The 12045-nt window shown below is 49.5% G+C and carries 10 protein-coding genes; 7 read left to right on the forward strand and 3 right to left on the reverse strand.

The features are described 5' to 3' along the window. Nucleotides 1–8 precede the first annotated feature (8 nt). The 7 genes from AC3WQT_RS19090 (at nt 9) to AC3WQT_RS19120 (ending at nt 9592) form a co-directional block, all read left to right on the forward strand. Nucleotides 9–827 (forward strand): alpha/beta fold hydrolase, encoded by an 819-nt coding sequence (locus AC3WQT_RS19090; protein ID WP_492706069.1) that lies wholly within the window; start codon nt 9–11, stop codon nt 825–827. Between the two features lie 41 nt (nt 828–868). After that, nucleotides 869–1813: a lipid A deacylase LpxR family protein gene (locus tag AC3WQT_RS19095; protein ID WP_492706071.1), complete on the forward strand. Its 945-nt coding sequence runs from the start codon at nt 869–871 to the stop codon at nt 1811–1813. 111 nt (nt 1814–1924) lie between these two features. Next, a complete protein-coding gene (gene pyrG, locus AC3WQT_RS19100; RefSeq protein ID WP_492706073.1) occupies nt 1925–3568 on the forward strand; it encodes a CTP synthase in 1644 nt (547 codons plus the stop codon). 485 nt (nt 3569–4053) lie between these two features. Then, complete coding sequence (gene eno, locus AC3WQT_RS19105) at nt 4054–5337, forward strand: phosphopyruvate hydratase (RefSeq protein WP_492706075.1); 1284 nt, start codon at nt 4054–4056, stop codon at nt 5335–5337. Between the two features lie 106 nt (nt 5338–5443). Further along, nucleotides 5444–5770: a cell division protein FtsB gene (ftsB, locus tag AC3WQT_RS19110; protein ID WP_492706077.1), complete on the forward strand. Its 327-nt coding sequence runs from the start codon at nt 5444–5446 to the stop codon at nt 5768–5770. Between the two features lie 269 nt (nt 5771–6039). Beyond that, complete coding sequence (locus AC3WQT_RS19115) at nt 6040–8421, forward strand: hypothetical protein (protein ID WP_492706079.1); 2382 nt, start codon at nt 6040–6042, stop codon at nt 8419–8421. A gap of 58 nt (nt 8422–8479) precedes the next feature. After that, the gene (locus tag AC3WQT_RS19120; protein ID WP_492706080.1) at nt 8480–9592 is read left to right on the forward strand and encodes a hypothetical protein; all 1113 of its coding nucleotides are present in this window, start codon (nt 8480–8482) and stop codon (nt 9590–9592) included. Between the two features lie 9 nt (nt 9593–9601). Here AC3WQT_RS19120 and AC3WQT_RS19125 read toward each other — a convergent pair whose 3' ends face one another. The 3 genes from AC3WQT_RS19125 to AC3WQT_RS19135 are packed head-to-tail and all read right to left on the reverse strand — an operon-like array spanning nt 9602 to nt 12044. After that, nucleotides 9602–10312, reverse strand: a complete 711-nt coding sequence (locus AC3WQT_RS19125) for an ABC transporter ATP-binding protein (protein WP_492706082.1) — start codon at nt 10310–10312, stop codon at nt 9602–9604. Next, nucleotides 10309–11076 (reverse strand): ABC transporter ATP-binding protein, encoded by a 768-nt coding sequence (locus AC3WQT_RS19130; protein WP_492706084.1) that lies wholly within the window; start codon nt 11074–11076, stop codon nt 10309–10311. The genes AC3WQT_RS19125 and AC3WQT_RS19130 overlap by 4 nt, the downstream gene beginning before the upstream one ends. After that, nucleotides 11073–12044 carry a branched-chain amino acid ABC transporter permease gene (locus AC3WQT_RS19135; RefSeq protein ID WP_492706086.1) on the reverse strand — a complete coding sequence of 324 codons (972 nt, stop codon included), beginning with the start codon at nt 12042–12044 and terminating at the stop codon, nt 11073–11075. The genes AC3WQT_RS19130 and AC3WQT_RS19135 overlap by 4 nt, the downstream gene beginning before the upstream one ends. Nucleotide 12045 lies beyond the last annotated feature (1 nt).

Here is a 12045-nt window from a genome sequence, read left to right on the forward strand (position 1 = left end):
CCCTAGCTATGAACGAGACTACCGTAAAACCTATTATCCATTTTGTCCACGGCAATAGCTTCCCGTCAGGGACTTATCGTATGTTCCTTGATCATTTGCGTTCAGATTATGAGGTACATGCGACAGACATGGTGGGCCATGATCCGGCTTATCCTGTAACGGACGGCTGGCGGAACCTGGTGCAGGAATTGATTGATACCTTGCAGGCTAACTATCAGCAACCCGTGATTTTGCTGGGGCACTCGCTGGGTGGGATTTTGTCCCTGATGGCAGCTAGAGCCAGGCCAGACCTGGTGCGTGGCGTGGTGGTGCTGGATTCGCCAGTAGTCTCAGGTTGGCGGGCAATGTTGTTGCGCATATTCAAATCCCTGGGGTTGGATAAAAAGTTTTCACCTGCGCGCTTTTCAGAAAGGCGTCGCCATCTGTGGAAAAACGAAGAAGAGGCCTACCAGCACTTTGCGTCCAAGGAGATGTTTGCCATCTGGCCGCCAGAAGTCTTGCGTGACTATATGACGGCAGGTCTTAAACCTCATGCCGAAGGTGTGACCCTGCGCTTTACCCGTGAAGTGGAAACGGCAATTTACCGTACTCTGCCACATGGCCTGGGCCGTTTGAATAAGCGCCCACCCAATGTGCCTGTCGGTTTTATAGGCGGGACTGAATCCGTAGAATGCCGCCAGGCTGGCCCTCATGCGACAAAGAAATTAATGGGCGATAATTATGTCCTTATTCCTGGTGGACATTTGATCCCCATGGAAGTGCCCGGCCATACAGCCACTGCTGTGCTGACTATGCTGGAACGCATGAAACTAAGCTCAATTCAATAAGCTCAGTCTAAGCTTCATATAAACCCTATCTCGACAAATACATGAATCAAATCAAGCCTGTATTGAAATTTTCCACCTCACTGGCAGCAGTGTTCTTTACGACCAGCGTCTTTGCACAAGAGGTTTTCCCGTCCTGGAGTGAATTCACTCAGGTGCGGCAGACTGGCAAGACAAGCTGGCAAGTCGATATTGATAATGACAGCCTCTTGTTCAAGAGGGACGACGGTTTTTATACCAGCGGTAACAGAATAGGACAGAGCTTTACCAAAGGTGATGCCATACAGGCCCTGACTTATGGTTGGCGTCTGGGGCAGGAGCTGTACACCGCATCCGATATTAAGCTGCTTCCGCAGCAGATTACCAAGATTGACCACCCTTATGCTGGCTGGTTGTTTGCAGGCCTGTATCGTGAAAAGAATGAAGCCAATGGCAAGAGCCAGCGCCTGGGTCTGGATATAGGATGTCTGGGGCCCTGCGCCGGTGGCGAATGGACACAGACGCATCTGCACAGATTGTTGAAGCAGCCCTTGCCACAAGGTTGGAGCACGCAGTTGCGTAATGAGTGGGGCGCAGTGTTGTCGGGTGAATATTCACCGGGCCGCATGGTAACTAGTTCCAATGTAGATATCACTCCACGCCTGAAAGGACGTTTCGGCAATATTTTTACTGATGCAAGTGCAGAGTTGACGATACGTGCCGGTAGTCTGAATACATTGCCAGAGCAGCCAGCCAGCTATGGTTTCTTGCGCACCGAGGTCAAGGTCGTTGCCTACAATGCAAGTATACAAGGCGGCTATTTTAATAATCAAACTACGGCAGTCAAGCCTAAAAGCCTGGTTGGCGAGTTTGAAATTGGCTATTTCTGGCGTGGTGAAAACTATGGCGCATCAGCATCCTTCATCCGTCGCAGCAACGAAATCAAGGAGTTGAGCAATGGTCAGGGCGCACAGAATTTTGCAAGATTACAAATTATTTATGCAATGTAAGCCAGCCAGTTCCTGAAATTTACCAGGATTTGCAGACGGGAATTTTCGCACATCACAGCTTAGTGATGTATAATTCGAATTTCCCGCTTGTGCCGTTCGGCACCTTCTGCAATGACTAAGTTTGTATTCGTTACGGGGGGCGTAGTCTCCTCTTTAGGCAAGGGTATTGCCGCTGCCTCTCTCGCTGCGATCCTTGAATCGCGCGGCCTCAAAGTCACTATGCTCAAACTTGATCCCTACATCAATGTGGATCCAGGTACCATGAGCCCATTCCAGCATGGCGAAGTTTTCGTGACCGATGACGGTGCTGAAACTGATCTGGATCTGGGTCACTATGAGCGCTTCATCACAGCCAAAATGAAAAAGGTGAATAATTTCACCACTGGCCAGATCTATGAATCAGTAATTCGCAAAGAACGCCGTGGTGAATACCTGGGCAAGACTGTGCAAGTTATCCCGCACATCACCAATGAAATCCAGGAATTCATCCATCGCGGTGCTGCCGGTGCTGACGTTGCACTGGTTGAAATTGGTGGTACGGTAGGTGATATTGAATCCCTGCCTTTCCTCGAAGCTGCCCGTCAACTGAGCCTGCGCGCTGGCCGCAATGCTGCTGCATTCGTCCATCTGACGCTGGTGCCTTATGTTGCTGCTGCTGGCGAATTGAAAACCAAGCCCACCCAACACAGCGTACAAAAACTGCGTGAAATTGGTATTTTCCCGGATGCTTTATTGTGCCGTGCTGACCGTCCCATCCCTGATGATGAACGCGCCAAGATTTCCCTGTTCGCCAATGTGGCTGAAGAAGCAGTGATCTCTGTATGGGATGCCGATACCATCTATAAGATTCCACAGATGTTGCACGACCAGGGCTTGGATAAAATCGTCTGCGATAAGCTTGGCTTGTCACCAAAACCAGCTGATCTGGCGATGTGGGACAAATTGATCTATGCGCTGGAAAATCCGAAAGAAGAAGTCACTATCGGTATGGTCGGTAAGTATGTAGACCTGACAGAGTCGTATAAATCTTTGACAGAAGCCTTGCGTCATGCCGGTATCCACACTGAGAGCCGTGTGAATATTGAGTATGTTGATTCTGAAGAAATCGAAGCGCACGGTACCAAGTCACTGGAAAAATACGATGCCATCCTGGTGCCAGGTGGTTTCGGCAAGCGCGGTGTAGAAGGCAAGATACTGGCTGCCCGCTATGCACGTGAAAACAAAATACCTTACCTGGGTATTTGTCTGGGTATGCAGGTTGCCCTGATTGAATATGCACGTAACAAGGCTGGCCTGTCCATGGCAAACTCGACAGAGTTTGATGCCGAGACAGAACAGCCAGTGGTTGCCCTGATCAATGAATGGCAGAACCACGATGGTAAAGTCGAAACGCGCGATGAAAATTCTGACCTTGGCGGCACTATGCGCCTGGGTGCGCAAACTTGCGCAGTTCGTTCTGGTACGCTGGCGTCAGAGATTTATGGCAATGTCGTGACTGAGCGCCATCGTCATCGCTATGAAGCCAATAATCATTACCTGGGTCGTGTTGAGGCAGCAGGCTTGATCGTCTCTGCCCGTACACCGACAGAAGATTTGTGTGAAATTATGGAATTGTCACGTGATGTGCATCCTTGGTATCTGGGTGTGCAGTACCACCCAGAATTTAAATCAACTCCACGTGACGGCCACCCTTTGTTTATTTCTTTCGCAAAAGCGGCGATAGAGCATAAAAAGGCGCAAGGTAACAAGGCATGAAGTTGTATGGATTTGATGCAGGCCTGAACCAGCCTGGTTTGTTGATTGCTGGTTTACCTGTCTTGAATAAATCCTGCTAAATCCTGATTGAAAAAGGCGAGCCACGATTGCGGTTCGCCTTTTTTGCAAAATGGCGCAGAGTTGCTTGAAAGAATGTAGTTGCCTTGCAGATGGTAACTAAGGGCAAGCAGCGGTAAGCACTATGCAAGAAAGCTTGGATTCTGTGAACCCGTTTTTGCTTGATTTGTCCTGTAGTGAAACAGGCTTTTTTGCTTACCAGCGCAAAAAGCGACAAGAATAAAGTTTTGTTCCGTTCGTCGAACCAGAGTAATGGAGTATTATCTGCACCATTATTTTGACTGTAGCAAATTCATTACAGCTTTATTTATCCGCAGGCATATCAAGCCGGTGGATGCAGTTGCAAATCAGATTCGTATTATTTGTTAGATATTTTGTTCGATATTTTGATTGTTTAGGAGAATTGAATGAGTGCCATCGTTGATATTATCGGTCGTGAAGTTCTGGATTCGCGCGGTAACCCAACTGTTGAATGTGATGTCCTGCTGGAATCCGGTGTCATGGGCCGTGCTGCTGTGCCTTCTGGTGCATCCACTGGTTCCCGTGAAGCGATAGAGCTGCGTGATGGCGACAAGTCCCGCTATCTGGGCAAGGGCGTCTTGAAAGCCTGCGAACACATCAATACCGAAATCGCAGAAGCCATCATGGGCCTGGATGCGAATGAACAGGCATTCCTGGACCGTACCCTGATCGATCTGGACGGTACTGAAAACAAGAGCCGCCTGGGTGCAAATGCCATGCTGGCCGTATCCATGGCTGTTGCCAAGGCAGCTGCTGAAGAAGCTGGTTTGCCACTGTACCGTTATTTCGGTGGTTCAGGCGCGATGCAATTGCCTGTGCCTATGATGAACGTCATCAACGGTGGTGCACATGCTGACAATAATCTGGATATTCAAGAATTCATGATCATCCCGGTTGGCGCGCCAACTTTCCGCGAAGCAGTTCGCTATGGTGCAGAAGTATTCCACGCATTGAAAAAAATCCTGCATGACAAGGGTTTGACGACAGCGGTTGGTGATGAAGGTGGTTTCGCTCCTTCCGTAGATAACCACGAATCTGCCATCAAACTGATTATCCAGGCGATAGAAGCTGCAGGCTACGAGCCAGGCACGCAAATCGCCCTGGGTCTGGATTGCGCTGCCAGCGAATTCTACAAAGACGGTAAATATCACCTCGAAGGTGAAGGCCTGACCTTGTCTTCTGCTGACTTTACCAATCTGCTGGCAACCTGGGTAGACAAGTATCCTATCATCTCCATCGAAGATGGCATGGCTGAAGGCGACTGGGATGGCTGGGCTATCCTGACTGAAAAACTGGGCAAGAAAGTCCAGATCGTTGGCGACGATCTGTTCGTCACCAATACCAAGATCCTGAAAGAAGGCATACAAAAAGGTATCGCCAATTCCATCCTGATCAAAATCAACCAGATCGGTACTTTGACTGAGACTTTTGCTGCGATCGAAATGGCAAAACGTGCTGGTTATACGGCCGTTATTTCCCATCGTTCCGGAGAAACAGAAGACAGCACCATTGCTGATATCGCCGTTGGTACCAATGCCCTGCAAATCAAGACCGGTTCCTTGTCCCGTTCTGATCGTATGGCAAAATACAACCAATTGCTGCGTATTGAAGAAGATTTGGGCGAAATTGCCAGCTATCCTGGTCGCGACGCCTTCTATAATCTGAAGTAATCTGGTATCGTGCAAAGAAAAAGGGGAACGGGGTTCCCCTTTTTCTTGTTGGTCTGCTTTTGGAAACAGATTAGTTTTGTTTTTATTCTTTTTGCTTTAATTATCCGTGCGTTTGATAGCTCTTTCCTTTGTTGCTCTGTTGATGCTGATCCAATACCCGCTGTGGTTGGGTAAGGGGGGCTGGTTGCGTGTCTGGGAGCTGGACAGGCAGGTAGCACAGGTAAAAGGGAATAACGAAAAATTAAAAGAACGCAATGGCAAGCTCGAATCCGAAGTTCAGGACTTGAAAATTGGCACGGACGCAGTAGAAGAGCGTGCCCGTTTTGAATTGGGCATGATCAAAAAAAACGAAATCTTTGTGCAGATTCTGGATGCCAATTCACCTGCACCGACGACTACAGAGCGTATATTGCCTGCGCAAGTGAAGCCCTGAGTCCCTGACTCAAACTCTGACCCGATTCTTGGCTCAGGCTTTACACCTGTATCTTACATAGCCTCTCATTCGCATCCTCTTCCCAAAAGCAATAATCACAGATTTGTATGGCTTATGTGTGACCTAAGACATTTCTAGTGTTAGAATCGCCGGTCTTTTGCATTTACATTTTGTAACAACATTGCGGGTATTGCGCCTTACTGTGCGCATGCTGCATTTTGTACTTCTTATGCATGTGCGCTTTTGCGCGCAAACTTTCCCATTACTACATGAAAAATAACAAGTATCCGTTTTTTATTCCTCTTCTTTTGTCTTCGTTGCTTAGTGCTTGTGGTGGTGGCGGAGGTGGTACCGCCAGTATTAATACTAATGGCGCTACAGTGGCCGTTAGCAGCAGTGGGCGGCAATTCAACGGTGTAGTAGCAAAGGGACGTATCATCGGTGCGCGCGTATCGGCTTTTAGTCTCGATCAGTCCGGTAGTAAATCGGCAAATGCTTTTGCGACCGCCATTACTGGTGCTGACGGAAGCTATGCGATATCGGTGCCCGGCGGTGTTGCCAGCTTCCTCATTGAGGTAAGTGCGGCATCTGGCGCCATGATGTATGACGAAGCTACCCAGGCAGACCTGCCTTTTCCTGAAGACTTGCAGTTGCGCAGTGTCGTCAAGCAAGGTGTCACTCCTGAAGCCATATATTGGGGTAGCGTTACGCCACTGACAGAGTTGATCGTTCAAGTCGCTGAAAAAGCGGGTGGCCTGACATCATCGAACATAGACAGGGCGAGAGCGGGTGTGCAGGCTTTGCTGGGATTTGATCCGCAAAGGGTGCCCGTCATCCACACAACGGTAGATACAGCACAGGATACTTATATCGATGAAAAAATCCAGGGTCTGAGCCTGACTGCCATTTCGCAACTTGCGCTGGACAAGGCACTTTCCTGTGATGCTGCGACCCAGGGTAGCCGCGTTGCCTGTGTGGTAAGGCAAATCGCCTCTGCTGGCAAGTTGGATGGAAATGATTTTGTGTTGCGCGAAGATGTGCGTGCTGCCTTGCGTGCCAGCCTGGAAAAAGTTGCGCAAGATGAAAATCTTAACAAGTCAGGCAAAAACTCGGTAGCCGGTATCAGTACTTTTGCAAGTAATAGCTTGCCTGCACCTGCGCCGGAAACAGACAAGATAGCGGCAACCAAACAATTGTTTGGCAACCTGCGCAATAACATCTACGCGGTTTCCAACGCACAAAAAAGTGGTGGCCTTGATATACGCCTCAATGCAGTCAAGGCTGATTTTGAAAAAGCTACGCAGCCAATGGATAAAGACTTGTTGATCTGGTCTAAAACCATTACTGAAGGTATAGATCAGTTTAATAAATATAGAAACGGCCAGACCTCTCAAACTGCGGTGAATGGTTTGTTCTATGGACAGACTGCTTTATGGAGTGGTTATCAGAATATAGGCAATCTGGGCGATTGCACCGTCATGCGCGATGCCATGAATGTGGCAGCGACGCCTGCACAGGCAGCAGGCATAGAATGCCGTTTTTCACGTTTCATTTTGCCTGGTACCTATAAGTACGGCTACAAATACCAGGTTGAATGGGTAGAATTGGTAGACCGTATCTGGCTGGAGCCAGTGGCAAACGATGTTACTCGTTTTAACTACAAATCCGAACTTGTGCAGCAAAAAGCCGTTTTTGTCTGGAATGAAGGAAAGAACGACTTTCTCAGAAGGCCAGTTACTCCCACAGATGTAGTTGCAACAAACGGCAGCTCAAATGATGTTTACGCCGGCCAAATGAGTTTTGCCATGGAAGGCAACAAGCTATATGCCTTTACGGTTGAAGGTAAGATGCCGCCGCGCACCAATAGTGCCGGTCAGTCGATTTCAGATTTTGAGCGCTGGAGTCTTCGCGCTGACCGCAATCAAACCGTCGACGGCAATTCCCGCTATGACTTTAGCGGTGAGCTTAAATCCTATGTAAAAGATCAGGTGAGTTCTCGTTTGTCACTGGATAAAGGCTCATACGCAATTGTTGCCTTGAATTACAAAGGCAATTTGCAAAAAAATGGCATCAAAGAATTCAACCTGGCGATTACTGCTGAAGCTGGTAACAGCAAAGTGCATGGCGAAATTAAAATCGGTAATGCATCTGCGGACAAGAATGGCCTCAATTATCAGCCAAACCGTATTGATTTTGTCGGCAGCATCAGCAACGCCACGGGCCTTACAAATGCACTGGAGATTTTTAACGGGCAATTGACGGTAGAGCGCTTTGCCTACGGCAGCTTTGATAGCAGCAAACCTGAGTCAGTAAATAATTTCGTGCGCAAAGCAGTGGCATTATCAGGCGTGGTACAGGTGCCAGAACGCCCTCCATTGAAATTGAATGTCACGGCAAGTAACGATGCTTTCGGCAGCAACAGCATTTTGGCGCAATACACTGATGGCAGCAGTGTCATCAATGCGCAAATGAGTGAAAGCACGAGTAAGTCCAGGGTAGTGCGTGTCAGCAGCTCATCTGGCGTTTCTTTTGATGTCTATGGCAGCAATGAAGTTGCCGATATCCTCAGGGATGGTAGTAAGGTGGGCTGGCTGGATATCAAGGCAGGCCGTATCAGCTATGTCGATGGCAGCTTTGAAACCATCAGGTAATTTGTAAATTGATTGACGGCCCGCTGCATGTCAGCGGGCTTATTTTTTTGAGTAAGCCATGTTTTCATCCCGTCTGATACTTTCCTTATTCTGCGCATCACTGACCCAGCAGGCATATGCTTTGGACATGCTTGTTCCGCAAAAGAGCGACGATGGCTGGCAGGTATTTTCCACGCTGGATTTGTGGGAAGCTTCAGACTTCATGCCCACCCGCAAAATCGAGGGCGACTGGAATACAGATTTTTCTCCCAAAGATGGCCAGAATGTCAGCCTGCGTCGTTTGCGGGCAGAGCTGGGTGTGGGTTATAAAGAGTGGCGAGTAAATCTGGAAGCCCGCCAGGAGGGTATGCTCAAAGCCAGTGCATCCACCCTGGCATTTGTCAAGGCATACAAGCAAGCTGGTTTGCCACAGAAAGCTGTCAATTATCAACTGGATGCCCAGCTGGAAAGCTGGTCAGGCTTTGGCCTGAGGGCAGGGCGCTGGTTCGCTTTTGGCGGTGAATATCAGCCACGCTTCTTTGCCAGTGCCGTGTATTACATGAACCCGCAGTACCGCGCTACGCAGGCAACGGGTGCGGCCAGTTATGTCGATAACCAGCATTACAGTTTTTCTGCGAGTGAGCTGGATGTGAACAGCCGTTACCAATATTTGTTCCAGCAATTTGAGCCGGAGGCCAGAGGCTATAGTTCCAGCCTTGCCATGGATTGGCAAATCAATCCGGCATGGCGTATGCAATATCAACTGGAAGATGCATACAACCGCTTTGCCTGGAAAAATTTGCCAGAGCTGCAGCAAAGCCTGAACTCTGCCGTTGTGCAATATGACAGTAAGGGCTATTTGAACTATCAGCCTTTGTTGCAAGGCGTTAACCGTCAAAGGACGCGATCAGTCTCTGTGCCACAAACGCACACTGCGCGACTCGCTTACCAAAACCAGGAATGGGAATTTGCCGCACAAGTCCGGCATTTTTACGGTGTTAATCTACCGGTGTTGAGCGTCGCCAATCATTCTGCCTATGGCCGCTTTGATGCCAGTTTTGATACGCGCTACAAATCAGTGGGTATAGGCTGGAGCAATCAGTTCGTGGGTGTGCATTTGCAGACAGATAATCTGAACTTGAGTAGTGCCAAAGTGCTGGGTTTGGGTGTGCAGGCGCGCTATCAATTTTAAATGCCAATTCTAAACACCCACATATTTCTGCCAGGTTTCGGGTGACTGCGTCAGGCTTTCGCTATTGCCATGCCAGACTATCTTGCCACGTTCCATGATGCTGTGCTGGTCGGCAAGGGGCATGAGTTTTTCTACATATTTATCAATGACCAGCGTGGTTTGCCCCTGGTCACGCAGTTTTCTGAGACAAGCCCAGATTTCTTCGCGCACCAGTGGTGACAAACCTTCAGTCGCTTCATCCAGTATCAGTAAATGCGGGTTGGTCATCAAGGCGCGCGAGATGGCTAGCATTTGCTGTTCGCCACCAGATAACTGGTTACCCATATTGCCTGCACGCTCGGCCAGACGCGGGAAGAGTTGGTAAATCTCTTTCAGGCTCCATGGCATTTTGCTCTGATTGCGATTGGCGGCAAAGGCGACCAGATTTTCTTTGACGGTCAGGTTAGGAAATATCTGCCTGCCTTCCGGCACCAGGGCTATGCCCATCCTGGCGATTTTGTCCGTCGTCATTTTTTCTATGCGCTGGCCCATGAAGTTGATATGGCCTTTGTGTGCCGGCGTCAGTCCCAGTATCGAACGCAAGGTCGTGGTTTTGCCAGCGCCATTGCGCCCCAGCAGGCTGGCGACTTCACCCTGGCGTATCTGCAGGTCTATGCCAAACAAGACCTGGCTATGGCCATAAGAGGTGGCGATATGCTCGACTTCCAGTATGGTCTTCATGCGACTTCCCTGATTGCGATATCCATTTCATCACCTAGATAGGCTTTTTTGACTTCCGGGTTCTGGCGTATCTGTTCTGCAGTACCAGTAGCGATGATGGAACCTGCCACCAAAACAGAAATACGGTCAGCCAGTTTAAAGACGGCATCCATATCATGTTCAATCAAGATCACGGCGGCCCTGCCACGCAGGGCGGCGATGAGTTCCAGCATCTTGCCTGATTCTTCATGCCCTGTGCCTGCCATCGGTTCGTCCAGCAAAAGCAGTTTGGGTTGCGTCGCCAGGGTCAGTCCCAGTTCCAGTTGGCGTTGTTCGCCATGTGCGAGTTCACAGGCTTTGTTATTGCAGTGCTCAGCCAAACCTATGTCGCTGGCGAGTTGCCGGGCTTGCTCAAAAAGTGCCTGCTCATCTATTGCCTTGCGCCAGAAGCGCATGCTGCTGCCTGAACGTGCCTGTATTGCCAGGCTCAGATTATCGATGACTGTATATGACTGGAAAATATTCGTGATCTGGTAAGAACGTGCCAACCCTAGCTTGACGCGCTCATGCATGCTGGTGGCAGTAACATCCTCACCATTGAAAATGATCTGTCCCTGGTTTGGCGCAATGGCACCGGATATCTGGTGTATCAGCGTAGTCTTGCCTGCGCCATTCGGGCCTATGATGGCGTGGATTTCGCCGGGCAAGATATCCAGGCTCAGGTTATTGGTAGCCACAAGGCCACCATAGCGTTTGACCAGGCCTTTTAACTGTAAAACGCTCATGCCTGATCCTCTTGCGGTTTTTTCGCCGACATGAATTTTTGCGGCAAGCTGGCGAGACCATTTGGCAAAAGCATGACGACCAGCAGCAGGATAATGCCCAGATACAATTGCCAGTGTATGGTGTAGCCAGACAGGATTTCTTCCAGCATCAGCATGACTACCGCACCCAGCATGCCGCCAGACAGATAACCTACGCCGCCAAGTATCACCATTACCATCAGGCTACCAGATTGCGTCCAGTGCAGCAGGTTAGGGCTGACCAGCATATTCTGGTTTGCCAGCAGGGCACCGGCCAGGCTGGCGATGCTGCCGGCAATCGCAAAGCACAGCAGCTTATAGCGAAATACCGGGTAGCCTATGGCTTCCATACGGGTTTCATTTTCCTTGATGGCTTGTATCACTCTCCCAAAACGGGAATTGATAAGTCGGTACAGGATGAAGAGAAATATGGTGCAAATGGCCAGCACCAGATAATAAAAATTGCTGTCATTGCTCATGTCCAGCCCCGTCACTGAGCGTTGCGCCAGACTCAGGCCATCGTCGCCGCCATAATTTTTCAGTGACACAAACAGGAAATACAACATCTGTGCGAATGCCAGCGTGATCATAATGAAGTACACGCCTCGCGTTCTGAGTGAGACGCTGCCTATTGCAAGTGCCAACAAAAAGCCAACCAACATCGCTACCGGCCAGCTGATCCAGGCAGATGTGACGCCATGCTGCATCAATATGCCCACCACATAAGCGCCACTGCCAAAGAAAGCAGCGTGCCCGAGGCTGATCATGCCGCCAAAACCGAGTATCAGGTTCAGGCTGCTGGCTACCAGTGCAAAAATCATCAAGCGGCTTAACAAGCCTATATAAAATTCCTGGGCGAAGTAAGTAGCGAGCAGGGGGAAGGCAATCAGCAAGAGCAGGATGCCTATGCTGGACTTGCGCGAGACAGTGTGATGTAGGCTGCTTTGCATG

The sequence above is a fragment of the Undibacterium sp. FW305-107 genome (assembly GCF_058788535.1).

What these genes read in the sequence shown, in the direction of transcription:
- pyrG (WP_492706073.1), top strand. Translation starts at nt 1,925, where the DNA reads ATGACTAAGTTTGTATTCGTTACGGGGGGCGTAGTCTCCTCTTTAGGC.
- AC3WQT_RS19120 (WP_492706080.1), top strand. Translation starts at nt 8,480, where the DNA reads ATGTTTTCATCCCGTCTGATACTTTCCTTATTCTGCGCATCACTGACC.
- eno (WP_492706075.1), top strand. Translation starts at nt 4,054, where the DNA reads ATGAGTGCCATCGTTGATATTATCGGTCGTGAAGTTCTGGATTCGCGC.
- AC3WQT_RS19135 (WP_492706086.1), bottom strand. Translation starts at nt 12,044, where the DNA reads ATGCAAAGCAGCCTACATCACACTGTCTCGCGCAAGTCCAGCATAGGC.
- AC3WQT_RS19130 (WP_492706084.1), bottom strand. Translation starts at nt 11,076, where the DNA reads ATGAGCGTTTTACAGTTAAAAGGCCTGGTCAAACGCTATGGTGGCCTT.
- AC3WQT_RS19090 (WP_492706069.1), top strand. Translation starts at nt 9, where the DNA reads ATGAACGAGACTACCGTAAAACCTATTATCCATTTTGTCCACGGCAAT.
- AC3WQT_RS19095 (WP_492706071.1), top strand. Translation starts at nt 869, where the DNA reads ATGAATCAAATCAAGCCTGTATTGAAATTTTCCACCTCACTGGCAGCA.
- AC3WQT_RS19115 (WP_492706079.1), top strand. Translation starts at nt 6,040, where the DNA reads ATGAAAAATAACAAGTATCCGTTTTTTATTCCTCTTCTTTTGTCTTCG.
- AC3WQT_RS19125 (WP_492706082.1), bottom strand. Translation starts at nt 10,312, where the DNA reads ATGAAGACCATACTGGAAGTCGAGCATATCGCCACCTCTTATGGCCAT.